Source organism: Paracoccus angustae (genome assembly GCF_042648745.1).
Taxonomy (GTDB): domain Bacteria; phylum Pseudomonadota; class Alphaproteobacteria; order Rhodobacterales; family Rhodobacteraceae; genus Paracoccus; species Paracoccus angustae.
On sequence record NZ_JBHRXY010000011.1, the window covers coordinates 69,244 to 95,429 of the forward strand.

Annotated in this window: 22 protein-coding genes and 1 pseudogene; 8 read left to right on the plus strand and 15 right to left on the minus strand. The window is 68.3% G+C overall.

Translation table 11 applies throughout. The features are described from left to right. The first annotated feature begins 112 nt into the window (after positions 1–112). Positions 113–334, plus strand: coding sequence for a hypothetical protein (locus ACFOM8_RS13740; RefSeq protein WP_377762253.1), 222 nt, complete (start codon positions 113–115; stop codon positions 332–334). Here ACFOM8_RS13740 and phnY read toward each other — a convergent pair. The 4 genes from phnY to ACFOM8_RS13760 form a co-directional block, all read right to left on the minus strand. Further along, positions 309–1,763: a phosphonoacetaldehyde dehydrogenase gene (gene phnY / locus ACFOM8_RS13745; RefSeq protein ID WP_377762174.1), complete on the minus strand. Its 1,455-nt coding sequence runs from the start codon at positions 1,761–1,763 to the stop codon at positions 309–311. The two genes, ACFOM8_RS13740 and phnY, sit on opposite strands and share 26 nt — an antisense overlap. Before the next feature lie 9 nt (positions 1,764–1,772). After that, positions 1,773–3,023, minus strand: coding sequence for a phosphonoacetate hydrolase (phnA, locus tag ACFOM8_RS13750; RefSeq protein ID WP_377762176.1), 1,251 nt, complete (start codon positions 3,021–3,023; stop codon positions 1,773–1,775). Positions 3,024–3,131: 108 nt separating this feature from the next. Beyond that, positions 3,132–4,811 carry a Na/Pi cotransporter family protein gene (locus ACFOM8_RS13755; protein ID WP_377762255.1) on the minus strand — a complete coding sequence of 560 codons (1,680 nt, stop codon included), beginning with the start codon at positions 4,809–4,811 and terminating at the stop codon, positions 3,132–3,134. A 95-nt stretch (positions 4,812–4,906) separates the two neighbouring features. Further along, a complete protein-coding gene (locus tag ACFOM8_RS13760; protein WP_377762257.1) occupies positions 4,907–5,770 on the minus strand; it encodes a LysR substrate-binding domain-containing protein in 864 nt (287 codons plus the stop codon). 95 nt (positions 5,771–5,865) lie between these two features. Between ACFOM8_RS13760 and psrA the strand changes: the two genes are divergently transcribed. From psrA to phnE (ACFOM8_RS13785), 5 genes are all read left to right on the plus strand, one after another. After that, the gene (gene psrA / locus ACFOM8_RS13765; protein WP_377762259.1) at positions 5,866–6,993 is read left to right on the plus strand and encodes an iron-containing alcohol dehydrogenase PsrA; all 1,128 of its coding nucleotides are present in this window, start codon (positions 5,866–5,868) and stop codon (positions 6,991–6,993) included. 77 nt (positions 6,994–7,070) lie between these two features. After that, positions 7,071–7,973 carry a phosphate/phosphite/phosphonate ABC transporter substrate-binding protein gene (locus ACFOM8_RS13770; RefSeq protein ID WP_377762261.1) on the plus strand — a complete coding sequence of 301 codons (903 nt, stop codon included), beginning with the start codon at positions 7,071–7,073 and terminating at the stop codon, positions 7,971–7,973. Then, the gene (gene phnC, locus ACFOM8_RS13775; protein WP_377762262.1) at positions 7,970–8,776 is read left to right on the plus strand and encodes a phosphonate ABC transporter ATP-binding protein; all 807 of its coding nucleotides are present in this window, start codon (positions 7,970–7,972) and stop codon (positions 8,774–8,776) included. Before ACFOM8_RS13770 ends, phnC begins: the two co-directional genes overlap by 4 nt. Next, positions 8,776–9,603: a phosphonate ABC transporter, permease protein PhnE gene (gene phnE / locus ACFOM8_RS13780; protein ID WP_377762264.1), complete on the plus strand. Its 828-nt coding sequence runs from the start codon at positions 8,776–8,778 to the stop codon at positions 9,601–9,603. The genes phnC and phnE (ACFOM8_RS13780) overlap by 1 nt, the downstream gene beginning before the upstream one ends. A 19-nt stretch (positions 9,604–9,622) precedes the next feature. Then, the gene (gene phnE, locus ACFOM8_RS13785; RefSeq protein WP_377762266.1) at positions 9,623–10,450 is read left to right on the plus strand and encodes a phosphonate ABC transporter, permease protein PhnE; all 828 of its coding nucleotides are present in this window, start codon (positions 9,623–9,625) and stop codon (positions 10,448–10,450) included. A 269-nt stretch (positions 10,451–10,719) separates the two neighbouring features. Here the strand turns inward: phnE (ACFOM8_RS13785) and ACFOM8_RS13790 are convergent, their stop codons facing one another. Then, positions 10,720–13,305 carry an AMP-binding protein gene (locus tag ACFOM8_RS13790; protein ID WP_377762268.1) on the minus strand — a complete coding sequence of 862 codons (2,586 nt, stop codon included), beginning with the start codon at positions 13,303–13,305 and terminating at the stop codon, positions 10,720–10,722. 325 nt (positions 13,306–13,630) lie between these two features. Continuing rightward, on the minus strand, positions 13,631–13,909 hold the full coding sequence (locus tag ACFOM8_RS13795) for a hypothetical protein (RefSeq protein WP_377762270.1): 279 nt from the start codon (positions 13,907–13,909) through the stop codon (positions 13,631–13,633). 251 nt (positions 13,910–14,160) lie between these two features. Between ACFOM8_RS13795 and ACFOM8_RS13800 the strand changes: the two genes are divergently transcribed. Further along, positions 14,161–15,474 carry an ABC1 kinase family protein gene (locus tag ACFOM8_RS13800; protein WP_377762271.1) on the plus strand — a complete coding sequence of 438 codons (1,314 nt, stop codon included), beginning with the start codon at positions 14,161–14,163 and terminating at the stop codon, positions 15,472–15,474. A gap of 123 nt (positions 15,475–15,597) precedes the next feature. Here the strand turns inward: ACFOM8_RS13800 and ACFOM8_RS13805 are convergent, their stop codons facing one another. From ACFOM8_RS13805 to ACFOM8_RS13845, 9 genes and pseudogenes are all read right to left on the minus strand, one after another. Beyond that, positions 15,598–16,434 (minus strand): alpha/beta hydrolase, encoded by an 837-nt coding sequence (locus tag ACFOM8_RS13805; protein ID WP_377762273.1) that lies wholly within the window; start codon positions 16,432–16,434, stop codon positions 15,598–15,600. After that, entirely contained in the window at positions 16,427–18,079 is a 1,653-nt protein-coding gene (locus ACFOM8_RS13810; protein ID WP_377762275.1) for an AMP-binding protein, read from the minus strand. Before ACFOM8_RS13810 ends, ACFOM8_RS13805 begins: the two co-directional genes overlap by 8 nt. 67 nt (positions 18,080–18,146) lie before the next feature. Then, positions 18,147–19,349, minus strand: coding sequence for a kynureninase (gene kynU, locus ACFOM8_RS13815; RefSeq protein WP_377762277.1), 1,203 nt, complete (start codon positions 19,347–19,349; stop codon positions 18,147–18,149). Positions 19,350–19,363: 14 nt separating this feature from the next. Continuing rightward, positions 19,364–20,182, minus strand: a complete 819-nt coding sequence (locus ACFOM8_RS13820; protein WP_377762278.1) for an SDR family NAD(P)-dependent oxidoreductase — start codon at positions 20,180–20,182, stop codon at positions 19,364–19,366. Beyond that, entirely contained in the window at positions 20,179–21,495 is a 1,317-nt protein-coding gene (locus tag ACFOM8_RS13825) for a branched-chain amino acid ABC transporter permease (protein WP_377762280.1), read from the minus strand. The genes ACFOM8_RS13820 and ACFOM8_RS13825 overlap by 4 nt, the downstream gene beginning before the upstream one ends. Further along, a pseudogene (locus ACFOM8_RS13830) lies at positions 21,492–22,505 on the minus strand (branched-chain amino acid ABC transporter permease). The gene ACFOM8_RS13825 and the pseudogene ACFOM8_RS13830 overlap by 4 nt, the downstream one beginning before the upstream one ends. Next, positions 22,502–23,212 carry an ABC transporter ATP-binding protein gene (locus tag ACFOM8_RS13835; protein ID WP_377762282.1) on the minus strand — a complete coding sequence of 237 codons (711 nt, stop codon included), beginning with the start codon at positions 23,210–23,212 and terminating at the stop codon, positions 22,502–22,504. The pseudogene ACFOM8_RS13830 and the gene ACFOM8_RS13835 overlap by 4 nt, the downstream one beginning before the upstream one ends. Beyond that, a complete protein-coding gene (locus ACFOM8_RS13840) occupies positions 23,209–24,045 on the minus strand; it encodes an ABC transporter ATP-binding protein (RefSeq protein WP_377762284.1) in 837 nt (278 codons plus the stop codon). The genes ACFOM8_RS13835 and ACFOM8_RS13840 overlap by 4 nt, the downstream gene beginning before the upstream one ends. Before the next feature lie 54 nt (positions 24,046–24,099). Continuing rightward, a complete protein-coding gene (locus ACFOM8_RS13845; RefSeq protein ID WP_377762285.1) occupies positions 24,100–25,287 on the minus strand; it encodes an ABC transporter substrate-binding protein in 1,188 nt (395 codons plus the stop codon). A gap of 190 nt (positions 25,288–25,477) precedes the next feature. Here ACFOM8_RS13845 and ACFOM8_RS13850 point away from each other — a divergent pair, with 190 nt between their 5' ends. Continuing rightward, positions 25,478–26,173, plus strand: a complete 696-nt coding sequence (locus ACFOM8_RS13850) for a GntR family transcriptional regulator (RefSeq protein WP_377762287.1) — start codon at positions 25,478–25,480, stop codon at positions 26,171–26,173. Positions 26,174–26,186 lie beyond the last annotated feature (13 nt).

A 26,186-nucleotide genomic window follows, 5' to 3' on the forward strand; every position in this document is an offset into this window, starting at 1 on the left:
CGCGCAAGGGTTCTGCTTGGCGTGCGGGACGGCGACATTGATGATGTCGGGCAGACATGCCGCCCCCTGCCGGGCACGGTGCTGGCCGGTTTTCGGCGTCCCCGGCAGCAGGATGACCGCCTCCGCCTTCGCGGCCCTGAAACGATTGAATGATGCCGGCGCGATGGCGGCTCCAGGTGTCTGCCCCGACCCCAAGCACCGGCAGCTGATCGGCTTCCCGATCCAGACGCCTGCGCATTTCCTGCCCGACGGTCTTGAAGGGCGTGTTGATGAACAGGTCCGCCGTCGGGTCGGGGCCTTGTTCCCGCTCACCAGGGCAGCGAGAAGGTTTTGAGGTTTGTGAAGCTTTTCATGGCCTCGACGACGCCCTCCTTGTATCCGTTGCCGCTGTCCTTGATGCCGCCAAAGGGCGACATTTCGGTGCGGTAGCCGGGCACCTCCCAGATGTTCACGGTGCCGACCTCCAGGCCCGCGATGTATGCCTGGATCCGGCGGAAGTCGTTGGTGCAAACGCCCGAAGACAGGCCGAACGGCGTCGAGTTGGAGATCCGCATGGTTTCCGCGTCGTTGTCGGGCACGCGCACGATCGGAACAACGGGGCCGAACGTCTCGTCCATCACCAGCTCGCTGTCATGGGGCACGTGATCGACAACGATCGGCGGCAGCAGCGCGCCCTGCCTGCCGGGATGATAAAGGATCCTGGCCCCCTGCGCCTCGGCGTCGTGGACCCGGCGCTCGAAGGTCTCGGCGGCGCGTTCGTGAACCACGCAGCCCAGCTCGGTGGCCGGATCCATCGGATCGCCGAAGCGCAGGGCCCTGGCCCGTTCCACCACCAGCGGCACAAAGCGCTCGGCGACGCCGTTCTGCACCAGGATGCGCTTGACCGCCGTGCAGCGCTGCCCCGAGTTCCTGGTGGCCCCCGCCACCGCCAGATCGGCGGCGCGGGCCAGGTCCGCGTCCGACAGGTCGTTGCACACGATCAGCGGGTCGTTGCCGCCCAGTTCCAGCACCTGCCGCTTGTAGCCCGCCTTGGCCGCGATCATCTTGCCCACCGGCACGCCGCCGGTGAAGGTGATCAGCTCGATGCCGGGATTGGTGATCATCTCGTCGCCGATGTCGGCGGGCCAGCCGGTCACAACCGACAGCATCTCGGGCGGCAGGCCCGCCTCGTAAAGGATGTCGGCCAGCCACAAGGCCGTCAGCGGCGTCAGCTCGGTGGGCTTGACGACGATGCAGTTGTTGGTGGCGATGGCGGGCGCGATCTTGTGGCTGACCATGTTCAGGGGATGGTTGAACGGCGTGATGGCCGAGATGGCGCGCAGCGGCTCGCGGATGGTGAAGATCTTGCGCTGCTTGCCGTGGGGGGTCAGGTCGCAGGAAAAGACCGCGCCGTCGTCGTGGATGCACATCTGGCCCGCCAGCGTGTAGACATCATGGGCCCGGCCGCATTCGTAAAGCGCATCGGCCAGCGAGATGCCCAGTTCCGCCGTGATGATCGGCGCAAGCCGGGCCTTGCGGTCGCTGATGATCTTTGCGGCGTTCAGCAGGATCGTCTGGCGCTCGTACCGGCTCAGAACCGGCCGATAGGCCGAGGCGATGGCAAAGGCTTCGCGCGCATGCTCGGCGGTGCCGGCGGGCACGGTGCCGATCACCTCGTTTGTCCAGGGATAATGAACCGGAACGCGGTCGGCCGTGTCCACCTTGCGCCCGGCGATGCGCATCGCTTCGTGGCGGATTTCGATCGGGGGGGCTTTCTTCAGCATGGCCGTTCCTCAGACCGCCGCCGCGGTGCAGGCGTAAAAGAAGGCGTCGAAGTTGCGCAAGGCGGGCGCCGAGGGCAGCGCGATCCTGCGGTTGACGATGAACGGCACCGCCTGCTCGGTCAGCCCGCCATGGCTGCGCAGCGGCTCGGTCAGCGCGGCCAGGTCGTGGCGGTGCGCGCTGGTGCCCAGCGTCAGGTTTTCCGAACAGATCATCACAATGTCGCCGATCCGGTCGGCGGGCAGCTCGAACCGCTCCGCGGCCTCCTCGCGGCCGATCACAACGGTCATGCCCTTGACCGCGCGCAGCCGGGCGATGATGCCGGCCCGGTCCGCGTCCCCGGGCAGATAGGCGGTGGCAAAGGAGCCGAGCGCGCCGTGATGCACGACGTAAGGATCGGTGATCGGCAGGATCACCCGCGCCAGGTCCCGGCCCAGCCAGCCGTCCAGAAGATCCTGGACATAGATCACCGCGGGGCGGCCGTCGGGCAGGTGCTTGGGCTTCATGCCGTGGTCGGCGGTCACCACAATGGCCGCCCCGCAGGCGTCCAGCTCGGCCAGATGGCGGTCAAACATCGCGTAAAAGGCGTCCGCCTCGGGCGTGCCGGGGGCGTGCTTGTGCTGCACGTAATCGGTGGTGGTCAGATACATGATGTCGGGCCGGAACTCCTTGAGCAGCTTGACGCCCGCGGCAAAGACGAATTCCGACAGCTCGGCCGAATACACCTCGGGAACCGGCCGGCCCAGCCAGGCGCTGGCGTCCTCGACGCCGTTTTCCGCGGCGGTGGCGGTGTCCGACCTTTCGGACGAAAAGCACACCGCCCGGCCGCTGGCGCCGTCAAGCCCGTGGCCCAGCAGCGCGCGCAGCTTGTCCTTGGCGGTGACAACCGCGACCTTGGCCCCGGCGTCGAAAAACGCCTTGAAAACCGTCGGCGCGCGCAGAAACCGCGGGTCGTTCATCATCACCTCCTCGCCCGTGGCGGGGTTGTAAAGATAGTTGCCGCAGATGCCGTGAACGGCGGGCGGGCGGCCCGTCGCGATGGACAGGTTGTTGGGATTGGTGAAGGACGGGATCACCGAATGCGCCAGCCGGTCGGTGCCCGCCTCGCGCATCCGTTCCAGCGCCGGCATCAGGCCACGCCCGATCGCCGCGTCCAGATAGGCAGGCTCGCAGCCGTCAAGGCAGATCACAACAGCCGAAACCTCGGGCCAGCCGTAAACGCGGCCGTTGGAAACAACCCCAGAGCGGGAATGAACGTTCATGTCAGAGTCCTGAGTTTGACGAAAGGGTCCGCAAGTGCTTGCCCCAGTAGTGCCGGAACAGGATCCATATGTTAAATCGCAATTCTGAATTGGAACGATAGACGCGAGCTATGCTTCCGACGATGAGGCAGCCGTCAGCCGGCTGCCCAGAAGATCGCCGCTGCGCGCCAGCAGCGGATAGGCCACCGTGACCATCAGCGAATTCAATTCCTTGAGCCCCCGCGCGATCTCCAGATGCATTCCGCTGGTTTCGATGCTTTCCGGGGTGCCGTGGCGCAGGCGTTGCAGGTGCCGGTCCTGGCTGCGCCGCGCCAAGCCGCGCATCCGTTCCTTTTCCGCGACAAGCTGGCGTGCCGATGGCCGGTCCTGGGATATCAGCACGTTCAGCGCAAGATGCATGGTGTCCAGCAGGTGCCGGTGCAGCTCGTTCAGCTCCTCCCACCCGGCGGGCGAGAAGCGCCAGCCCTTCTCGGCCCGCTCCTCGGCCAGAACCAGCAGCTGCTTGGCCACGATGTCGCCCGCATGTTCCAGGTTGATGGCGAAATCCGTCAGTTCAATGCTGCGCTGCGCTTCCTCGGCCGTCATCAGGCCGCGATTGACCTCGGCCAGATACAGCTTGATGTTGGTATGCGCCGCGTTCACGGCCTCGTCTATGTCGCGGATGCGGGCGATCTCGGCCCGGTCGCCGCTTTCGAACAGTTCCATGACCGACCGGGCCATGATCTCGACCAGTTCCCCCATGCGCAGCAGTTCCCGCGTCGCGCTGGAAAGCGCCAGCCGCGGCGTTCCCAGGACCGAACGATCCAGCACGCTGACGCGCCGCTTCAGCGGATCGTCGCCCGATCCGGCCGCCGGGGCGTCGGGCACAAGCCGTTCCGTCAGCCGCGCCGCCGCCGCCGCCAGGGGCAGACCGGCGACCAGCAGGCAGGCATTGAAAAACACGTGAAAGCTGACAACCCCGCTGGCGGACGCGTGAAGCAGCCGGTCCAAAAGCCCCGCCTCGAACACCACAAGGCCGATCAGCGCCGCGACGGCTCGGAACAGCAGGTTGCCGGTGGTGATGCGCTGCGCCGGGGCCGACATGCCGCGCGTCAGCCAGAAGGCGATCAGGCCGCCGCCCAGGTTTGCGCCCAGCACCATGGGCACGGCGGCCTCGATGCCCAGCAGGCCCTGGCCCGCGAAGGTCGCGATCATCAGGATCGAGGCCACGCTGGAATGGATGAGCCAGGTGAAAACGGCGCCGGCCAGAAAGGCGGTCATGTAATCCTCGGCCAGATAGGCCGACACGGGTTGCAGCATCCCCGCTTCGCGCAGGGGCTGCGTCGCGCCGCCGACCATGTTCAGCGACAACAGGATGAAGCCGATGCCCAGCACCATCCTGCCGATCTCCTGCGCCGTCGCGTTGCGCATCTTCAGGTGCAGGATGCCGCCCAGGAACAGGCAGACCGGGATCAGCCATTGCAGATCGAAGCTGAGGATCCGGGCGACGATCGCGGACCCGAGATCGGCGCCCAGCATCAGCGCAAGGCCCGTCGAGACGCCAAGCAATCCCGAGGTCGCGAAACCGCACGCCAGCATCGCGACCGCGGTAGAGCTTTGCAAAAGAACCGCCAGCACCGTGCCGCCCGCAGCGGCCTGGACCGCCCCGCCCCGTGATCCGCCCAGCAGCGACTTCAGCCGGGGGCCGGCCGCCGCCTCGACGCCGGAGCGGACAAGCTGCACCGCGTAAAGCAGCAGCAGGACCGCCCCGGCGAGGTGCAGAAGAACAAGGGAAAAATGCGTCGTCATCCATTCCTCCGGCAACAGGCGGATGCCCGAGTCTGGAGTGCCGGGATCCATAGGTCAACTTGATCGTCTGAATGGAGCCATAGCCACGGCCTATTTCACTGAAGAACAGTGGCCATGAAAGCCGCGATCTTGGGCGAGGTGCGGCGTTCGTTCAGACAGGCGACGTGATATTCGGTGCGGATGTCGGCATCCGAAATCCTGAGGGTCCGCAGCCGCGGATGGGCCACGAATTCGAAATCGGCGACGATGCCGATGCCCAAGCCCTGCTCGACCGCCTTCCAGACCCCTTCGCGGCTGCCGATCTCCAGCAGCGGCGAAAGCGGGACGGCCTTTTCGGCGGCGGCGGCCTCGAAGGCGCGCCGCGTCGTCGAGCCTTTCTCGCGCCAGATCAGGGGCTGGTCCGCGAATTCGGCGATGCCGACGTTCAGCCGGCGGTTCCAGGGGTGGTCGCTGCTGACAAAGGCCACGACCTCGTGGGTGCTGAAGGGCACGGAATGCACGCGCGGATCGTCAACGACATGGGCGATGATGGCGATGTCGGATTCCAGCGTCAGCAGGCGCTGCAACGTCTGGTCCGAATTGCCCAGAAGCATGCTGACCTTGATGTTTGGAAAGCGCGCCAGGAACCGGGCGATCATTTCCGTCGCGTGAAACGGACCGACGGCCGCAAGGCGCAATTGTCCGGTGGTCAGCTTGCCGCTGGATTGCAGCAACTCCTCGGCCTCGTCGTGAAGGCCCATGATCCGTCGGCTGATGTCGTAAAGCGCCGCGCCGGTATCGGTCAGTTCGACCCGCCGCCCCCGCCGGACCAGCAATTCGACCCCATAGCGTTCCTCAAGTTCTTTCACCTGGGTGGTGACGGTGGGCTGGCTGATATGCAGGGCGTCGGCGGCTGCCGTGAAGCCCTTGTGCTTGGCCACGGCGTGGAACGAGCGGAGATGGGCGAACACTATAGGCATTATCTATGCTAAGCGTGAGAAATATGTATTAGTCAATACTTCCATGCTGCGCCACTGTGGTCGGGACCATGTTCAAACAGCAAGGAATCCTGCCCGTGTGGACCTATCGCAACCCTGTCCAAGTGCGCTTCGGCAGCGGGATATTCTCGGACCTGCCGACCGCCATCGCGGGCCGCCGCTATGCCCTGATCACCTATCCCGACGACTATTTCCGCGCCCTGGCCGCCGATCTGGGCGGCAAGGCGGGCGCCCCGGCCCTGGTGATCGACGACATCGCGCCCAATCCCGACATCCGGCTGCTGGCGGAACAAACCGCGCGCTTTGCCGCGCTGCAGGACCAGCCCGAGGTGATCGTCGCGCTTGGCGGCGGATCGGTCATCGATTCCGCCAAAGTCTTTGCGGCGGCACGGGGCGACTTTGCCGCGATGGAGGCCTTTCTGAAAAAGCGGGCGGGTGCCGAAACGCTGCGGCCCCTGCCCCTGATCGCCGTGCCCACGACCGCCGGAACCGGCAGCGAAGTCACCTGCTGGGGCACCGTCTGGGACGCCGAGGGAGGCAACAAGTTCTCGCTGGCGCATGGCGGCCTTTATCCCGAAGTCTCGCTTGTCGATCCGGCGCTGATGGTCGGCAAGCCCAGGGGCCTGACCATCCAGACCGGCCTGGACGCGCTGTCGCATTCGCTGGAAAGCCTGTGGAACCGCAGCGCCAACCCGGTGTCGATGGCCCATGCCGTCGCGGCCGCGCGGGGGGTGATCGCCACCCTTCCCAGGCTGGTGGCGGATCTGGCGAATGTCGATCTGCGCGCCGACATGGCGCGGGCGGCGACGCTTGCGGGCTTTGCCTTCTCGAACACCAAGACCGCCATCGCGCATTCGCTGTCCTATCCGATCACCCTGCGCCACGACGTGCCGCACGGGATCGCCTGTTCGTTCTCGTTGCCGATGATCATCCGCAGCGTCGCAGACCAGGGGGGCATCTGCGCCGAAGGCATCCAGGCGATCTTCGGGGCCACCGGCAACGCCGCCGCCGCGCAACTGGAGGAGTTCCTGAAAAAGCTTGGCGTGTCGCCAAACTTTCACGACTACGGCGTAGACGATGCCGAGTTCCGCGAACTGGTCGATCTCGCCATCGGTGGCGAGCGCGGCCAGAACTTCATCGGTTCAAAGGAAAGTCTTCTTGCTGCCGCCAGGCTGGGCGCGGATCCCCGCAAGGCGGTCGCCTGAACAATCCGCGTCCGTCCGGGGACGGAGGAGGCTTTCCCCGGACAGGCGCATCAAACCCACAAAAGGGGAGGTAAACCATGAAATTCACGAAGCATCTGTTTCTTGCGGCATCGGCGCTTGCGGGTCTTTCGACCGGCGCGGCCGCGCAGGACTGCACGAATCCCGACACGCTGGTCTTCTCGATCATCCCGACCGAGGAAACCACGCAGGAAGTCGACATCTATCAGCCGCTGCTGGCCAAGCTGAAGGAGAAGACCGGCAAGGATGTCGAATTCTTCATGCCGACATCCTATGCCTCGGTGATCGAGGGGATGATCAACGGCTGGGTGCAGATCGGGGTGCACGGGCCGAATTCCTATGTCCTGGCCAAGGAAAAGGATCCCAACCTGGAGGTCTTCGCGACCTACACGAAGAAGAAGGGGCATTTTCAGGAAGAAGGCGCGGGCTATCGGGCCGTGCTGATCACCAGGGCCGATAGCCCCATCGCGGATGTCGAAGGGCTGAAGGGCAGCGTGCTGGGGCTGGCCGACCCCGCCAGCACCTCGGGCAACCTGCTGCCGCGCATGGTCTTCGGCGAGGTCGTGGGCACCGGGCCGGACCTGGAGAACTATTTCTCGAAGGTGGTCTATACCGGCGGCCATGACCAGTCGGCCCTTGCGGTCAAGGAAGGCCGCGTGGACGACGCCTTTGTCGCGACCCACCGGCTGGACAACGTCATCGACCGCGGCCTGGCCTCGACCGAGGATTACCGCGTCCTGTGGCAGTCCGACATCATCCCGCAGGATCCGATGGTGATGCGCGGCGACCTGTGCGACGACGTGAAGGCGCAGATCAAGGACGCGTTCCTGACGCTGCACGAGGATCCGGCCTCGCAGCCGTTCTTCGACGGCATCAACTCGACCAAGTTCGTGCCGATGACGGACGCCGATTACGACATCATCCGCAAGCTGGTCGCGGCGGAAGAGGCGGCCGCGAAATGATCCACGAACCTTTCCGGGCGCCCGGTCCCGGCGCGCCGAACGGCGGACGCCCGCCCGTTCTGGACGTGCGCAACCTCAAGGTCAGCTATGCGGCCAACGGGCCGATGATCCTCAAGGGTCTCGACTTCGCGGTCGGCGGCGGCGATTTCTGCGCCGTGATCGGCCCCAGCGGCGCCGGCAAGTCCACGCTGATCCGCTGCATCAACCGGCTGGTGGAACCGACCGAGGGTTCGATCACCCTGTTCGGCCAGGACGTGCGGGCGCTGCACGGCGGCCAGTTGCGCCGCCTGCGCCGCCGGATCGGCATGATCTTCCAGGAATTCAACCTGGTGAACCGCATGTCGGTCATGGACAACGTGCTGTCCGGCCGGCTGGGCTATACCGGCCCGGTCCGCAGCTTCTTCAAGGCCTTCCCGCGCGAGGACGTGGATCGTGCGCTGCACCTGCTGGAACGGGTGGGATTGCAGGATCACGTCGCCAAGCGGGCGGACGCCCTGTCGGGGGGGCAGCGTCAGCGCGTGGGCATTGCCCGCGCGCTGATGCAGAAGCCGGAAATCCTGCTGCTGGACGAACCGACCTCCGCCCTGGATCCCAAGATCTCGCGCGATGTCATGCGGCTGATCCGGGAACTGGCCGACGAATTGCACGTGCCGGTGCTGTGCAACATCCACGACGTGCAGCTGGCCCTGGAAACCTGCAACCGCATCATCGGGATGCAGGACGGCTGGAAGAAGTTCGACGGGCCGTCGACCGGAATGCGCAAGCAGGACCTGGACGCGATCTACGCGATGGAGGTGCTGTGATGGCGGACGCGTCCGTTGTTCCCGCCGCGAACGACCATGCCGCCTGGCAGCGTCATGTGTATCGGCGGCGCGTCGGCAACTGGATCCTGGTTGTGGCGGCCGTCGCGCTGCTGGCGTGGTGCGTCCACGACACCATCATGTTCGACACCGACTGGGGCCGGATGGGCGGCGCGCTTGGGATCGGCGCGGCGCTCGGGCGTTTTTTCGACATCGACTGGTCGCTTCTGCCCATGCTGTGGATTCCGGCGCTGGAAACCCTGATGATCGCCACGCTGGGCACCATCCTGGGCTGCCTGCTGTCGCTGCCGGTGGCCTGGCTGGGCGCGGCGAACGTCACGCCCAGCAAGGCCGTCGCCTACCCGGTCGGCCGGTTCCTGATGGTGCTCAGCCGGTCGATCCACGAAATCATCTGGGCGCTGCTGTTCGTGGGCGCCGTGGGCCTGGGCGCCCTGCCCGGCATCCTGGCCGTGGCCATGCGCTCGATCGGGTTCATTTCCAAGATCACCGCCGAGGCGATCGAGAACATCGACCACAAGCCGGTCGAGGCGATCCGCGCCGTGGGCGGCAGCCAGTTCCAGGTGATGTATTACGGCATCGTGCCGCAGATCCTGCCGGTCATCATCGGCACGATCATCTTCGAATGGGACATCAACATCCGCCGGTCCGCCATCATGGGCCTGGTGGGCGCCGGGGGCCTGGGCCTCGTGTTCTTCCGGCAGATGGCGATGTTCAACTATGGCGGCGTGACGCTGGTGGTGCTGACTGTGCTGGCGCTTGTCGCCCTGGGCGAGGTCGTGTCGCATTACGCCCGCAAGGCCGTGATCTGAAGGGGGAAACGACATGACCATGACCGCCATACACCCCGTGCCCGCCGCCAGATGGTCGCGGTACCGGCATCCCCGCTCGACCATCCGCTTTGCGGCGCTTGCGCTGATCCTGGTCTTTCTGGCCTGGTCGGTCCGGTTCCTGAACATCGACCTGTCGCGGATCCTGGGGGCCTTTCCGCGCCTGGCCGAGATCCTGGCGACCCGGTATTCGCCCCCCGACATGGCCTATGTCGCGGAACCGGATTTCGTCCGCTCGGTGGTGCGCACGCTGGAAATGTCCCTGCTGGGCGGGTTCTTCGGGGTGCTGATCTCGGTCCCGCTGGCCTGGATGGCGGCGCGCAACATCACCGTCAGCCGCGCCGTCGCCTATCCGCTGGGCCGGTTCGCCATCATCGGCTGCCGGTCGATCCACGAAACGATCTGGGTGATCCTGTTCGTCACCGTTCTGGGCTTCGGAATGCTGGCCGGAACGCTGGCCCTGACGCTGTTCTGCATCGGCTTCGCGGGCAAGCTGTTCTCGGACGAACTGGAGGCCATCGACATGGGTCCGGTCGAGGCGCTGCGCTCGGCCGGGGCGACGCCGTTGCAGGTGTTCCAATACGCGGTGATCCCGCAGATCCGCGTGGCCTTCACCGGCATCGCCATCTACACCTGGGACGTGGCCTTCCGCGCCGCGACCGTGGTGGGCTTTTTCGGCGGCGGCGGCATGGGATGGTATCTGAAGCGCACGACGCAGCAGCTGGAAACGACCCGCGTCGCGGCGATCCTGCTGGTCATCATCGGCATGGTGCTGATCGCCGAGATCGGCTCGGGATGGCTGAGAAAGCGCATAGGCCGGATGAAGTGACCGCACAAGGCGGCCGCGCCGCGCGCATGAAACGGGCCGCCCGGCAGGCGGCCCGTTCTTTTCGCCGGGATCGCCCGGACCCCGTGCCGCCCCGTGACAGCGGCCGGGGCATGGTCGCCTGTCCCGTCGTGGCGCGCGGCATTCCCCATCCCGTGGATCCGCATGGCGCGGCTGCCGCCGGGCAGGATCGCCAAAGCGCTGCCATTCCCCTTGGCGGAGCTTGTCAAACCCGGCCTCGGACGCGCCTGGCCGCCTGTTCCTGCCGGCATCTATGGAGAAGGGGCCGCCGTGGAACGATGTCCTTTCGGCTTTCGGCCCGGCAAGGACATGGGCCGGGGCGTTGACCGTCCATGCCGCGGCAAACCCCTTGCGCCATCCCACAGCCACGCCTGCACGGCGCCGGCCAGCAGACCCAGGGCAAGGCCTCCGGCCACGGCGACGGCATCCGCCAGGGCCGTCCCGCCGTCGATCCCCCAAAGCGGCATCAGCACCTCGGGAACAAGGCGGTGCAGCAGGTAGATCGGAAAGGCCGCCCGCGCCAGATGCAGCAGGCTTCTTACCGCGACGCGCGGCGCGCGCACCTGGGGCACGTAAAGCAGCAAAGCCACCAATGCCAGAAGACCCAGATACTTGATCCAGCTGCCATGCCAGTTGCCGCCGAGCCAGGCCGCCGCGGGCAGGACCACGCTTGCGGCCAGCAGCACCAGCAGCCGCTGGCGCGCCTTGTCCGCGACCGCCACGCACCAGCCGAGCGCGAAGAGGTAGAAGACCCACGGGATCGAAAATTGCGACCGCCCGTCCGGCAGCGGCCGGAACTCCGGCAGCGTAACCCGCAGCAGGACGCCCAAGCCCAGCAACCCCATGCCGACCGCCAGCGGCGACCGGCGGAGCCATTCGCGCGCGCCCCGCGACATGAAGATCGCCAGCAGCAGAAGGTTCATCTGCATGTAGGCTTCCACGAACCAGTAAAGATAGGGCAGCATCAGGTGCGTTTCCGGGGTGACAAGCGCCGCATTCCCCACAAGAAACACCGAGGCCCAGGGGACCTGCTGCCAGGCCAGGGCGTATCCCGACACGATCAGCCCATAGGGGACCAGCACCCGCAGGGTCGGCCGCAGGAACCGCCCCGCGTCGCCCTGGACCAGAGCCTCGCGCCGATGGCAAGCCACGCTCATTCCCAGCAAGAGCACCATGGCGGCCGCCCCGCCGTACACGGGCCACAGCGTCTGATGGGAAACCACAACCGCGAGGATGGCCAGCGCACGCGCCAGAACCGGCATCGGGATCCGGCTGGCCTGTCCGGCCGATCGGTCCTCCAGGGCCGCGATGCTCATCTGCTCCCAGTTCTCCGGCAATCCGCCCAGGTGCCGGTCGAGCAGGAGAGAGATCTCGACATGCTGTAGCGAATCGCCGCCAAGGCCCGCGAAGCTGTCGCCGCGGCGCACCGGGCGCGGGGCGAAGCTGCGCGCAAAGATGTCTTGCAGCTTTCCCGCTTGTGCGGGCGCGGCCAGCCGTTTCAGCGCCGGATAGTCGATCTTGCCGTTGGGATGGCGCGGCATGTCCGGGCAGGCGACGATCACGATGTGCTGCTTGCGTATCCCGGCCAGCCGTGCCGCCCGCGCGGCCAGGCCGTCCGACGGGTCGGCCGCCGCCACCCAGATCGTTTCGTCGTCGCCCCAGACGGCCACCTCCTGTCCGGCCTCGGCCAGGGCGCGTTCCAAGGCGTCGTGGCCGATCCGCAGGCCGGCGATCTTCGACATGCGGGACCGGCGCCCGACGATCCGGTAAAGCCCGTCCGGCCCGCGCCGCGCCAGATCGCCCGTCGCAAGCTCATCCAGTTCGGGGCCGCGCGCCAGGTCCTCGGCGGTCTCGGCATAGCCCATCATCACGTTGGCGCCCCGGTAAACCAGTTCTCCTTCCGCTTCGGGGGATGTCTGTTCCCGCCCCGCCTCGTCGCGCAGGCAAAGGGTGCCGCCGGGAATCGCCTGTCCGATCGCATCGGGCGCCGCGCCGGCCCGCTCGGGCGGCAGCCAGGCGATGCGGGCGGTGGCCTCGGTCTGGCCGTACATGACGACAAAGCGGCCCCCGCGGGCATCCATGGCCGAGGCCCAGCGGCGCACGGCCTGGGGTTTCATGGCGCCGCCTGCGACGGTCAGGCAAGACAGTCCTTCCGGCAGATCGTCATCAAGGCCGACGCTTTCCAGCAGGGTGAAGTGGTGCGGCACCCCGGCCAGGCTGGTGGCTTTGGACGCAACCAGGGCATCGCGGAAACCGGGATCCAGAACGGCCTGTCCGGCCAGCCAAAGGCTTGCGCCACGCGCCAGGTGGGAATGAAGAACAGACAGGCCATAGGAATAATGCAACGGCAGGATCAGCGCGGCCCGGTCCTGCGGGCCGATCCGCAGGTATTCCGCGATCGCCTCGGCATTGGCCGTCACGGCGCCTGCCGACAGGCGGACGCCCCGGCCCTGCCCCGTGCTGCCCGATGTTTGCAGCAACAGCGCCAGATCGGGATGAAGGGGCGCCGGGTTTTCATGGAGCAACAGCTTCCAGCGGCCGCCGATCCGACGCCAGCTGGCATGGGGGCGGAAACGCTGCTCGAGGCGCCGCGCGGTCTCGGGGTCCGCCAAGGGCACCGGCATCACGGCATGTCCCGCTTGCAAGGCGCCGACATAGGCCGAGATCGCCGCCGGGGCGGGCGCCATCTCGATGGAGATCAGCCCGCGCCGAAAGGGAAGCCGCCGCGCGAACTGCCGCGCCGAGGCCGCCAGGTCCGCATAGCTCAGGACGCGGTTGCCTTGGATGAGGCACGGATTGTCCGGGAAGGCGGCTAAGCTATCGGGCGAGATGAACACGAGCGGCCTCCACTTGGTGCCGCGCGCCTATGTATTCCGACTGAACAAGTCAATAATCTTGCAAAGCCGGGCCAAACGGCGCTTCCTGGCCCCGCAGGCCGGGATCCGACAGACGGCCATGGCAATCCACCGCATCCGGGCCGGATGGGGGGTGGCAAGCACCAGCCGACGCCCGTGGCGCGCCTGACGGCGGGTTGGTCTTCGCCGCCGGTCAGGCGCCGCAGCACGGGCCGGCGCGGGCACCGCGCGGCGGCCGAGGATGACGGGCCAGAGGTGCCGATGCTGACCAGCGCGTCCGGGCGGACGCTCCCGCGTTTGAGGGCAACTATGCGCGGGGCGCCGCGGAATCCGCGCTGTGCCACAGCCACCCGGCAAGGGTGTTTCCCGAAAGAACAACAAGACCCGTCACCAGATTGAACGTGCCGAAGGCGCTGCCCTTCAGGTGATCGGGCGTGGCGGCAGCGATCATCCCGCCCAACAGCCCTTGCGAGAACCCCATGTGCAATCCCCAAAGCACCGTACCCAGCACATAGGTCCATGGCGTCATGGCAGCCGCCAGCGGCTTGTCCCGCCCGCTCATGTCGGACAGGATGCCCGACAGCAACTTGGCGGCGGTCGCAACAACGACCGACAGACCCTTGATGAACCCGATGGCCAGGGCCGAGGCCCCCCGGCCTCCAGCCAGATACGCGGCAGCAGCGCGTTGATCATTTCGGACGACACGTCCATCAGCAGGCTGACGATCCCCAGCATCCAGACGGTCGTCCCCGCGGCATCCCGCCCTGCGACATCGCGCCCCCCTGGCGCTTGCCCCGGCGCGGCCCCATGTCGAGCGTGAAGCGCAGGGGTTTTCGCATGACCGACCGATCCCGTCCGGTGCCCTCGGCCCGGCTTGCACGGCTTGCCGCCTTTGGCCAGATCGCGGGGGGCGTCGCCACCGGCGTCCTGGGCGAAGGCGTCCGCCGCCTTGCGCGCGGAGAGCGCCCGCAACTGCCCGACCTTTTGCTGACGCCCGCCTATGCGCGCAGGGTGGCGGGGCAGCTGTCGCGCTTGCGCGGGGCGGCGATGAAGCTGGGCCAGATGCTGTCGATGGACGCGGGCGACCTGCTGCCCCCCGAACTGACGGCGATCCTGGCGCAGCTGCGCGACCAGGCCCATGTGATGCCGCCCCGCCAATTGGACACCGCGCTGGTCCAGGCCTGGGGACCGGACTGGCGCCGCCGCTTCGCCCGGTTCGAGGCCCGTCCCCTGGCGGCGGCCTCGATCGGGCAGGTCCACCGGGCGGTTCTGCCCTCGGGGCAGGAGCTTGCGGTCAAGGTGCAGTATCCCGGCGTGGCGGCCAGCATCGACGCCGACATTGACAATGTCGCCACGCTGTTGCGCTTGTCGGGGCTGCTGCCGCCGGGTCTGGACATCGCGCCGCACCTGGCCGAGGCCAAGCGCCAGCTGCGCGAGGAAGCCGACTACCTGCGCGAGGCCCGGCAGATGCTCCGCTATGCCGCGCTGCTGGAAGGCGACAGCCGCTTCGCGGTGCCGCGCCCCGTGGACGATCTGCTGCACCCCGCCGTCCTGCCGATGACCTTTCAGGCGGGCGCGCCGGTCGAGACGCTGGCGCAGGCCCCCGCCGAGCAGCGCGACGCCGCCCTCGGCGCGCTGATCGACCTTGTGCTGCGCGAGCTGTTCGACTTCGGGCTGATGCAGACCGATCCGAACTTCGCCAACTACCGCTGGCAGGCCCAGACCGGGCGGATCGTTCTTCTGGACTTCGGCGCGGTGCGTCCTGTGGCCCCGGAAACGGCCGCCTCGTGGCGCGCGCTGCTGCGGGCGGGGCTGTCGGGTGACGCGGCCCGGGTCCGCGAGGCGCTTGGATCGGCGGACCTGATCTCGGCCGCGCAGGACCGCCGCCACGGCGCGGCCATCGAGGCGATGATCGGCCTGGTGCTGGCGCGGCTTGAGGACAGCCGCGGCGGCGTGTTCGACTTTGCCGACCGCTCCGTCGCGGCCCATCTGCGCGACCGCGCCGCCCCCCTTCTGGCGGACCGGGACAGCTGGCACCTGCCCCCCGCGGAAATGCTGTTCGCGCAGCGCAAGATCAGCGGCACGGCCCTGCTGTGCGCCCGGCTGGGCGCCAGGGTGCCGATCCTGGACATCCTGGCCCGCCACGCCTGACGGGCGCGGCGGAACGGCTGGGCGGGCCGACATGCCCGCCCGGCCGCCTTTGTCGGCCGTCCGTTCCGGCGCCGGGGGGCACGCGCGCGCAGGCGCAGGCGGCGGTCCGGCGGTCCGGCCACGTCATTGCGGCAAAAACCGTGCAAGGCTTCGACCGCAGCGATCGAGCAATTCCGCCACGATCGGCGATTCCGGGTCGCCAAGCCCGTCCAGGACCGAGAAATGGTTCTTTCCCCGTTCCTCGACCAGCCGCGTTGCCGTTGTTCCGTGCCACAGGGCCGCCAGAAGGCGGGTCTGGTGCAGGAATTCGGGCCGTTCCCCGGCGCCGACCCAGCAGGTGACGGGGATCGTCGCCACGGGCAGATGCAGGGCCGCGCTTTCCCGGGCCGCTTCCCAGGCCGCCAGCCCAAGCACCGCGTTCATCCGCGTGTGCCGCAGCGGGCGCAGATCGTGCAGACCGCTGATCGTCAATACCTTTTCGACGCGATTCAACGTTGCGGGATCAAGCGGGCTGTCGTCGCAGACCATCCGGGCGACAAGATGCCCGCCCGCCGAATGGCCGACAAGGCGGACCGGCCCCTCGACCCGGGACGCGGCGGCGCGGACGGCGGCGCCGATCTCTGCGGTGATGTCCGAAATCCGGGCCTCGGGCGCAAGCGTGTACGAGGGCAGCGCCACCGCCCAGCCATGCGCCCGAGCGCCCTGGGCCAGGTCGGTCCAGTCGGACTTGTCGAAATCCAGCCAGAACCCGCCGTGCACGAACACCACCAGCCCCTTGCAGGCGCCCTCGGGCCAGACCAGGTCAAGCCGGTTGCGGGGCCTGGGGCCATAACGGATGTCCCTGTCGATCCGCACGCCCGACCGGCGAAAGGCCTTGGCGCGCAGGGGCCAGGACGCGACGATCGCATCCGCGCCGGGGATGTGGGCCGCGTTGGCGAAGGCGTCGTCCCAATCAGTCAATCCCGTTCGCTCCCTCCTGGCCCGCTCTGTCCGGCTGGCGCAGCTGGAACCGCTGGATCTTGCCGGTCTGGGTCTTGGGCAGCGTCGCGGCGAAGATCACGCTGCGGGGATACTTGAAGGGCGCGATCACCGTTTTCACATGGTCCTGCAAGTCCTTGACCATCCGCGCATCGCCGTTGTGCCCCGGCGCCAGCACGACATGGGCCTGCACGATCTGGCCCCGCTCGGCGTCGGGCGCGCCGATGACCGCGCATTCGCGCACCGCGGGATGGGTCAACAGGGCGGCCTCGACCTCGGGGCCGGCGATGTTGTAGCCCGCCGACAGGATGATGTCGTCGGTGCGGGCCGAGAAATGGAAACAGCCGTCCCCGTCCTGCCAGAACGCGTCGCCCGTCAGGTTCCAGCCGTCGCGGACATAGGCGCGCTGCCGGTCGTCCGCCATGTAGCGGCAGCCGGTCGGCCCGCGCACCGCCAGCTGCCCCACCTCGCCGCGCGGCAGTTCCCGCATGTCCGGCCCGACGATCCGGGCCTCATAGCCCGTCACCGGACGGCCGGTGCAGCCGGGGCGGTGGTCGTTGAAACGGTTGGTGATGAAGATGTGCAGCATCTCGGTCGCGCCGATGCCGTCCAGCATCGGCCTGCCGGTTCTGGCCATCCATTCCCGATAAACCGGCGCGGGCAGGGTTTCGCCCGCGCTGACCGCCGCGCGAAGCGAGGACAGATCCGCCCCGTTCTCCATCGCCTTCAGCATCACGCGATAGGCGGTGGGCGCGGTGAAGCAGACCGTGGCGCGGTGTTCCTGGATGATCCGCACCAGGTTGGGCGGGCTGGCCTGCTCCAACAGCGCGCTTGCCGCGCCGAAGCGCAGGGGAAAAATGGCAAGGCCGCCCAGTCCGAAGGTGAAGGCCAGGGGCGGCGAGCCGACGAACACGTCGTCGGGCGTGACCCCCAGCACCTCGCGCGCGTAGCCGTCGGCGACGATCAGCAGGTCGCGGTGGAAATGCATCGTGGCCTTCGGTTCCCCCGTCGATCCCGAGGTGAAGCCCAGCAGCGCCACGTCGTCCCGCCCGACGGGGGGCGGGGTAAAGCGCGCGTCCTTGCCCAGGGCTGCGCGGTCCAGTTCGGCGTCATGGTTCGCCGTGCCGTCGAAACCCACCACCGTGCGCAGGAAACGGCTGCCTTTCCGGCAGGCGGCCAGCTCGTCCATCAGGCGCGTGTCGCACAAGGCGTGGCTGATCCGGGCCTTGTCCACGATCTTGGCCAGTTCCCCCGCCCGCAGCATGGGCATGGTGTTGACCACCACCGCCCCCGCCTTGGTCGCGGCCAGCCAGCAGGCCACCATGGCCGGGTTGTTGGCCGAACGGATCAGCACGCGGTTGCCGGGCCGGACACCGTAATCCTCGATCAGCGCACGGGCGATGCGGTTGGTCCAGTCGGCCAGTTCGCGGTAGGTCCGCGACCGGCCGTTGCCGATCAGCGCCACGCGGCCGCCGAAGCCGCGATCCACCATCCGGTCGGTCAGCTCGACCCCGGCATTCAGCCAATCGGGGTAATCGAAGCCCGCAAGGTCGATCCGGGGCCAGGCTTCGGGCGGCGGAAGCCGGTCGCGCGTGAAACTGTCCTTGTGGCCGGTCGGTCCAAGCATGTCGGGAACTCCCATGAAAAGCCGCCCGTGGCGCGACGGCGCCCAGGCCGGGGAAAGCGGCGGCCGGTCAGGTCACGGCCCTGCCGGCGGGTCTGCGGAATTCGGGCCTGTCCCAAAGCCGGTCCGCCGTGACGCGGGCCAGGACGGCGGCGGCCCGCCGGACATCGTCAAGGCCCACGTAAAGCGGCGTGAGGCCGAAGCGCAGGATGTCGGGGGCGCGGAAATCGCCGATCACGCCCTCGGCGATCAGCGCCTGCATGATGGCGTAACCCTGCGGATGGCGGAACGACACCTGGCTGCCGCGTCGGGCGTGGTCGCGCGGGGTGGCAAGGATCAGGTCGGGGCAATCGGCCTCGACCAGGCGGACGAACAGGTCGCCCAGCTCCAGCGACCGGGCGCGCAGGTCGTCCATGTCCACCCCGTCCCAGACATCCAGCGCGGCATCCAGGGCGGCCAGATGCAGGACCGGCGGGGTGCCCACGCGCATCCGTTCGACGCCCGGGGCCGGGCGGTAGTCCAGGTCGAAGGCAAAGGGCGCCTCGTGCCCCATCCAGCCCGACAAGGCGGGCCGGGCGCGGTCCTGGTGGCGCGGGGCGACATAGATGAAGGCCGGCGCGCCCGGTCCGCCGTTGAGGTACTTGTAGGTGCAGCCCACCGCGAAGTCGGCGTTGCAGGCCGCAAGCCCCACCGGAAAGGCCCCGGCGGAATGGGCCAGATCCCACACGGTCAGGACGCCCAGTTCCTGCGCGCGGGCGGTCAGGGCCGCCATGTCGTGCCGCCGCCCGGTGCGATAGTCCACCTCGGTCACCAGCAGCACGGCGACGCTGTCGTCCAGGGCGGCGGCCAGAGCCTCGGGTTCGGCCAGCTTCAGACGGATGTCGGGGCCAAGCGAGCGGGCCAGGCCGTCGGCGATGTACAGGTCGGACGGAAAATTGCCCGTGTCCGACAGGATCACCCGGCGTCCGGGGTTCATGTCCAGCGCCGAGGCCAGCGCCTGATAAACCTTGACGGACAGCGTGTCGCCCATCACGACGCTGCCCGGCTCGGCCCCGACCAGGCGGGCGATGCGGTCGCCGACGCGCGCGGGCAGGCCGATCCAGCCCGCCCGGTTCCAGCCGGTGATCAGCATCCGGCCCCATTCGTCCGCGACCGTGCGCGCCAGCCGTTCGGCCACGCCCCGGGGCAGCGGTCCCAGGGAGTTGCCGTCAAGATAGATGACGCCTTCGGGCAGATCGAAGGCGCGGCGGGTCGCGTCGAAGTCCGTGGTCATGGCGGCGTTCCCCTTTAGTGGATCCGGTGTTCCGACATCAGGCCGGGCCGCACGCCCAGACCCATCGAGGCGTCCAAAACCGCGCCATGCAGGACACGCGACGGCGGGCTGGACAGGAAATGGACAAGGGCGGCGATCTCGGACGGCTCGATCAGCCGGCCTTTCGGCAGCCGCGACAGAAAGGCCGTCAGATCCTTGCGCGACAGCTTGGACAGGGTGCTGGCGTGGAACATCGGCGTATTGGTGGCGCCGGGGCAGATGGCGAAAACATCGACCTCGGCATGGACCGCCTCGGCCGCCAGCTGCCGGGTCAGAAAGGACACGGCGGCCTTGCTCATCCCGTCGGACAGCCGGAAGCCGGGAAAAGCGGCGATGCCGCCGCCGACCGAGCTGATGTTGATCAGCTTGCGGCCCGGCGCGCCGGGCAGGGCCAGGAACTGCTGGCACATCTTCAGCGTGCCGTCGGCGTTGATCGCCAGCATCAGGCTGTCCTGCCCGCCGGGATCGTCGGAAAAGGCGGCAACGGTGGCCGATCCCACGGCGGCATTGTTGACCAGCACGTCGAGGCGGCCGTGCCGGTCCGCCACCTCCGCGATGCAGCGCCGGATCGAATCCGCCCGGCGCAGGTCCAGCGGATGCACCGTGACGGCCAAGTCGCCGAAGCCGCCGCGCACGGCGTCCGGGTCTTCCAGGCCGTCGATGCAGCTGATCGCGACGGTGGCGCCATAGGCGGCCAGCCGCTCGACGCAGGCGCGGCCGATGCCGCCGGCGCCGCCGGTGACAAGGGCCACGCGGCCGGTCAGATCATAGGGGGCCAGCAGGTCGGCATTCATCGGGGGGACTCCGGGGTTGTTTCGGGGATCAGCCCGCGCGGGGCGAAGCGCATGACAAGAACAAGGATCAGGCCCATCACCACATAGCGAAGCTGGGCCGGCCCTTCCACGAGCGCGAGGCGCACGGGATTTTCGGGGGAAAGGGCTGCCGCCGCCGCCGCGGCCAGCCACAGGCCCGCGGTTTCGGCCTGCACCCAGACGAACCAGATCAGGAACGCGCCAAGGATGGCCCCCTTGTGGTTGCCCGATCCGCCGATGATGACCATCACCCAGATCAGAAAGGTGAAGCGCAGCGGCTGATAGCCTCCGGCGGTGAACTGGCCGTCCAGCGTCACCAGCATCGCGCCGCCGACGCCCACGATGGCGGACCCCAGCACGAAGGCCTGCAAGTGGCGCCGCGCCACGTCCTTGCCCATGGCGCGGGCGGCTTCCTCGTTGTCGCGGACGGCGCGCATCATCCGGCCCCATGGCGCGCGGGCCAGCCGTTCCAGCGCCCACCAGATCGCCAGCAGCACCGCCAGGAACCAGGCCGCATAGGCCAGCTTCACCAGGACCGAGGCGGCGTCGCGCCCGGGCCAGTCCAGCCACAGCGCCAGATCCCGCACCCAGGGGGCGGCTTGCAGGTCGGCCTCGAAGGGCACGGGACGCGGCAGACCGGTCACGTTCTTGACGCCGCGGGCCAGCCATTCCTCGTTGCGCAGCACGGCCAGAACGATTTCCGAGATCCCGAAGGTCGCGACCGCCAGGTAATCCGACCGCAGCCCCGCCGTCAGCCGCCCGATGGGCCAGGCCACAACGGCGGCCAGCAGCCCCCCGGCGATCCAGGACAAGGCCACCGGCAGGCCAAGCCCGCCAAGATAGCCGGTGCTGGCGGCGTCCACGGATTCGACGGCGGCGGCGGCGGGCAGGAACCAGTGCCGCGACACCGCCAGCCCCAGCAGCACGACCGCGCCCACGGCGGCGCCGCGCAGCAGCGATTGCCCGCCCATGCGCCGCCACAAAACCGACGCGATGCCCGCCGTCGCCAGCAGCACCGCCCCCGCCGCCAGCAGCCCGCCGCCGCCTGCGGCCCAGGCCGCGCGCACCGGCGGGGCCGAGACCAGCACCACCGCCAGCCCGCCCACGGCGGCCGATCCCATGGTGCCCACGTTGAACATTCCCGCCACGCCCCATTGCACGTTGACGCCCAGGGCCATGACCGCGGATATCAGGCACAGGTTCAGGATGGTCAGCGACAGCTGCCAGCTTTGCAGCCAGCCCACGGCCAGCAGAACCGCAGCCATCGCGGCAAAAGGCGGAACGGCGCGGCTCATCGGGCCACCTTTCCGAACAGGCCCGCCGGGCGCACCAGCAGGACGATGACAAGGATCAGAAAAGAGACGGCGAACTTGTATTCGGTGGACAGCGCCTGGACCATGCCCTCGGGCGCCCAGGCCGCAGGCAGGACATAGGTCAGCGCCTTCTTCCAGGCGAAGGTCAGCGTCAGTTCGGAAAACGCCACGATCATCGAGCCCGCGATCGCGCCCGCCGGGCTGCCAAGGCCCCCCACCACGGCGGCGGCGAACATCGGCAGCAGAAGCTGCTGGCAGACGAAGGGGCGATAGCCCTTGTCCAGCCCGAACAGCACCCCCGCCAGCACCGACAGCACCGCGACCAGCACCCAGGTCAGCCGCACGATGCGGTCGGGATCGACGCCCTACAGCAGCGCCAGGTTGCGGTTGTCGGCATAGGCGCGCATCGACCGGCCCGCCTGCGTGCGGTTCAGAAACCAGAACAGCGCCGCCGTTGCCAGGGCCGCAAGTCCGATCGTCAGCACCTGCGAGGTTTTCAGAACCAGCGGTTCCGCCAGCCCCGACCAGTCGCGAAACCCCCGCGCGGTAAGGATGAACCGCTCGCCGTCCTCGAATTCGCGGCCGTCCGCGCCGATCGCCAGCCGGATCGCGCCGCTCATCATCAGCATCACCCCGGCCGAGACGATCATGAACACCTCGGGCCGGGCGTTGACGCGGCGGAAATGGCGATACAGCGCCCGGTCAGTGCCGATGAAGACCAGCGCCATCGCCGGCATGGCAAGCCCCATCCCCAGAAGCGCGGTCGGCAGGACGCCCAGCGACACGCCCATGCCCTGCAACCAGACCGTGAACAGGATGGTCACGGCGGTGGCCATCGACAGTCCCTCGGCATGGGCAAAGCTGGAAAAGCGCAGCTCGCCGAAGATCAGCGTGACGCCAAGCGCGCCAAGCGCAAGCTGGCTGCCATAGGCCAGGCTGGGGATGATCAGCATGCTGGTCAGATGCGCCAGCCCGTTCAGCAGGTCGGTCATGCGCGGCCCCCCAGGAAACTGCGGCGGGTGTCGGGGTCGGCCAACAGTTCGCGCCCGGTGCCGGTGAAGCGGTTGGCGCCCTGCACCAGGACAAAGCCGGTATCGGCGATCTCCAGGGCGCCCGCGGCGTTCTGTTCGACCATCAGGACCGCCAGTCCTTGCGCGGCGATGCGGGTGATCTTGTCGAACAACTCGTCCATCACGTTGGGGCTGACGCCGGCGGTCGGTTCGTCCAGAAGCAGCGCCGAGGGCCTGGTCATCAGCGCCCGCCCGACGGCCAGTTGCTGGCGCTGCCCGCCCGACAGCTGGCCTGCGGGCTGGTGGCGCTTGTCGGCCAGGATCGAGAACAGCGCGAAGATCTCGTCCAGCGTGCCGTCAATGGCGTCGGTGCGCAGCAGGGCGCCCATTTGCAGGTTCTCGAACACGGTCAGGCCGGGAAAGACGTTGTCGGTCTGCGGCACGAAGCCCAGGCCCGCCCTGATGCGCGCCTGCGGGGGAAGGCCGGTGATGTCGCGCCCGTCCAGCGCGACGTGCCCCGCCGTCAGCCGCAGCATCCCCAGAACCGCCTTCATGGCGGTGGACTTGCCCGCGCCGTTCGGCCCGACGATCACGGCCACCTGGCCCCGGTCCACGGCGATGGTGCAGCCGTTCAGGATCGGCGGGCCGCCGTAACCCCCGGTCATGTTCTCGGCCAGAAGGAAGCTCATGCGACCCCCGCTTCGATCGGGGTTCCGGCCAGGCCCATGCCCTTGGCCGCGCGGCCCCGGCCCAGATAGGCGGCGATCACCGCCTCGTCCGACAGGATGGTTTCCACGGTGCCGCGCGCCAGGCAGCGCCCCTGGGCCATGCAGGTCACGTCGTCGCAGAGATCCGCGATGAACTGCATGTCGTGTTCGACCAGGCAGAAGGTATAGCCACGTTCCTTGTTCAGGCGGCGGATGGCGTCGGCGATGGCGTAAAGCAGCGTCCGGTTCACGCCCGCGCCGACCTCGTCCAGAAAGACGATCTTGGGATCGACCATCATGGTGCGGCCCAGTTCCAGCAGCTTCTTCTGACCGCCCGACAGCCCGCCCGCGGGCAGGCCGGCGACATGGGTGATCTGAAGGAATTCCAGGATTTCGTCGGCCCTGGCGCGCAGGGCGCGTTCCTCGGCCCGGACCCGGCCGGGGCGCAGCAGCGCGCCCAACCAGGTTTCGCCCAGCTGGCCGCCCGGCACCATCATGAGGTTTTCCCGCACCGTCAGGGTCGAGAACTCCCGCGCGATCTGGAAGGTGCGCAGCAGGCCCTTGCCGAACAGCACATGCGGCGGCAGGCCGGTGATGTCCTCGCCCGCGAGCCACACCCGGCCCGTGGTGGGCCGGTGATAGCCTGCGATCAGGTTGAACAGCGTGGACTTGCCCGCGCCGTTCGGCCCGATCAGCCCGCTGATGCCGCCGCGCCGGATGGTCAGAGACATGCCGTCGACCGCCTTCAGGCCGCCGAACGAGATGCCGAGGTTCTGCACCACCAGAAGATCCGGCGACGGTTGGGGTCGGGTCATGACGGGATCCTCGTGAAAGGGCCGGGCGGCGGAAACCGGCCCGGCGGCCCGGCCTCAGTTGGCCGTCAGCATCCGAACGGTTGCAAAGGCGCCGCCCTTGTTCTCGAACTCGCGATAGCTGCCGGCGCTTTCCCCGGTCGCGATCATCTCGACATCGGAACCGCCGACGTAATCGACATCGCCGCCGTCCCTGATGATTTGCAGGGCTTTCGCCAGTTCGCCCGGATAGATCCTCTCGCCGGGCGCGTTGGCGACCTCGACCACGTGCCGATGCGCCTTGGCCGGATCGCCCGCCTTCTGCATCGCCAGCAGGATCAGGGCCGCCGCGTCGTAGGATTCGCGCACAAAGGATCCGTCGCCCGCCTTTCCCGCAGCGGCCGCCACGGCCGCGAATTTGGCGGTGCCGTCGCCTTCGGTCCAGGGAACCGTGCCGAAGATGTCCAGGTCCGGTCCGAAATCCGCCATCAGCCGTTCCGAATGCATCCCGTCGCCCACGGCGAAGCGGTCGAACGCGCCGCTGTCCAGCGCGCCGCGGATGATGCCGTTGCCGCCCTGGTCGGAGTAGCCCAGCACGACCAGCGCCTCGCCCCCCGCGACCGACAGGGCCGAAACCTCGGCGGAATAGTCCGCCTTGCCGTCGTCGTGGGGCGCCACAAGCGTCACGGTGCCGCCCGCCGCCTTGTAGGCCGCGTCAAAGGCGTCGGCGAAGCCCTTGCCGTAATCGTTGTTGGTATAGGTCACGGCAACGGTCTGGATGCCCCGGTCGATCAGAACCCTGGCCAGCAGTTCGCCCTGGCGCGCGTCCGAGGGGGCGGTGCGGAAGAACAGGCCCTTGTCGCCTTCTCCCGCCAGGGCCGGCGACGTGGCCGAGGGCGAGATCATCAGCAGGCTGTTGGGCACCGCCACGTTGTTCAGGACCGCCGTGGTCACGCCCGAGCAGTCGGCCCCGACAAGCGCCGCGATCTTGTCCACCGTCACCAGCCGCTCCGCCGCCGCCGTGGCCGCCGAGGCGTCCGTGCAGGTGCTGTCGCCGCGCACCGGCAGGACCGTCGCGCCATCCAGCAGCAGCCCGCTGTCGCTGGCCTCCCTTATCGCCAGTTCGGCGCTGTCGGCCATGGGCGGCGACAGGGACTCGATGGGTCCGGTGAAGCCGAACAGGATGCCGATCTTCAGATCGTCGGCCGTCGCGGGGGCTGCCGAAAGGGCAGTTCCCACAAGAAGGGTTCCAAGAACGTGTTTCATCGTCGGATCTCGCTGTTGGTGGGGCTTTTCTTCTTTTTGCGCGACCTGCCGGGGCCGGACGCGGTGCTTCATATATAAAATATAATTAAGGACATCATGTCAACATTATATTTAATATGCGTCGGGTATCCCGCGTTGACCCCGTTTGGGCAAAGCGACAGAGTGCGGCGAACCAGGAAGGCGGGGACGAATGTCCAAGACAGATCAGGCCTATGACGCCCTCAAGCGCGACATCCTGTCCGGCGCGCTGCTGCCGGATGAGCCGCTGACGGTGGCCACCCTGACCGCGCGCTATGGCTTCGGCTGGACGCCCCTGCGCGATTCGCTGTCCCGGCTGGAGGGCGAGAACCTGGTCACGCTGGTCCGCAACCGGGGCTACCGGGTCAACGGCGCCAGCTTTGCCGAATTGCGCGACATCCAGCACGCCCGCCTTGCCATCGAAACGCAGATGCTGCGGGATTCCATCCGCCTGGGCGACGACGACTGGCAAAAGCGCGTGCTGCTGGCGCATCGCACCCTGTCCCGCGCGCCGGTGCTGAAGCAGGGAATGCCCGCGGCCGATTACGAACGGTTCGAGGTTGCGCATCAGGCCTTTCACCTGGCGCTGACCGACGGCGGCAACAACGAGTGGCTCGGGCGTTTTCTGGGCCAGATCTACGCCCAGGTCCGCCGCCACCAGCGGCTGATCGTGCTGGGCCGGGCGGCGCTGTCAGACCCCCGGACGGATGCCGCGCTGCTGGCGACGCTGCGTTCCAGTTCCGGCATCGAACACCATACCCCGCTGATGGACGCAGCCCTTGACCGCGACGAGAACCGCGCCGTCGAGTTGCTGCATCGGCATATCGGCACCTTCGACGGGCTGGACCAGGCGCAGCCCTTGCGCTGATCCGCCGTTCACC

Coding starts and splice junctions, on each gene's coding strand:
- ACFOM8_RS13740 (WP_377762253.1), top strand. CDS start 113: ATGACCGCCTCCGCCTTCGCGGCCCTGAAACGATTGAATGATGCCGGC.
- ACFOM8_RS13850 (WP_377762287.1), top strand. CDS start 25,478: ATGTCCAAGACAGATCAGGCCTATGACGCCCTCAAGCGCGACATCCTG.
- ACFOM8_RS13800 (WP_377762271.1), top strand. CDS start 14,161: ATGACCGACCGATCCCGTCCGGTGCCCTCGGCCCGGCTTGCACGGCTT.
- ACFOM8_RS13760 (WP_377762257.1), bottom strand. CDS start 5,770: ATGCCTATAGTGTTCGCCCATCTCCGCTCGTTCCACGCCGTGGCCAAG.
- phnE (WP_377762264.1), top strand. CDS start 8,776: ATGGCGGACGCGTCCGTTGTTCCCGCCGCGAACGACCATGCCGCCTGG.
- ACFOM8_RS13810 (WP_377762275.1), bottom strand. CDS start 18,079: ATGCTTGGACCGACCGGCCACAAGGACAGTTTCACGCGCGACCGGCTT.
- phnY (WP_377762174.1), bottom strand. CDS start 1,763: ATGCTGAAGAAAGCCCCCCCGATCGAAATCCGCCACGAAGCGATGCGC.
- ACFOM8_RS13845 (WP_377762285.1), bottom strand. CDS start 25,287: ATGAAACACGTTCTTGGAACCCTTCTTGTGGGAACTGCCCTTTCGGCA.
- ACFOM8_RS13770 (WP_377762261.1), top strand. CDS start 7,071: ATGAAATTCACGAAGCATCTGTTTCTTGCGGCATCGGCGCTTGCGGGT.
- kynU (WP_377762277.1), bottom strand. CDS start 19,349: ATGACCACGGACTTCGACGCGACCCGCCGCGCCTTCGATCTGCCCGAA.
- ACFOM8_RS13840 (WP_377762284.1), bottom strand. CDS start 24,045: ATGACCCGACCCCAACCGTCGCCGGATCTTCTGGTGGTGCAGAACCTC.
- ACFOM8_RS13825 (WP_377762280.1), bottom strand. CDS start 21,495: ATGAGCCGCGCCGTTCCGCCTTTTGCCGCGATGGCTGCGGTTCTGCTG.
- ACFOM8_RS13835 (WP_377762282.1), bottom strand. CDS start 23,212: ATGAGCTTCCTTCTGGCCGAGAACATGACCGGGGGTTACGGCGGCCCG.
- phnE (WP_377762266.1), top strand. CDS start 9,623: ATGACCGCCATACACCCCGTGCCCGCCGCCAGATGGTCGCGGTACCGG.
- phnA (WP_377762176.1), bottom strand. CDS start 3,023: ATGAACGTTCATTCCCGCTCTGGGGTTGTTTCCAACGGCCGCGTTTAC.
- ACFOM8_RS13755 (WP_377762255.1), bottom strand. CDS start 4,811: ATGACGACGCATTTTTCCCTTGTTCTTCTGCACCTCGCCGGGGCGGTC.
- ACFOM8_RS13820 (WP_377762278.1), bottom strand. CDS start 20,182: ATGAATGCCGACCTGCTGGCCCCCTATGATCTGACCGGCCGCGTGGCC.
- phnC (WP_377762262.1), top strand. CDS start 7,970: ATGATCCACGAACCTTTCCGGGCGCCCGGTCCCGGCGCGCCGAACGGC.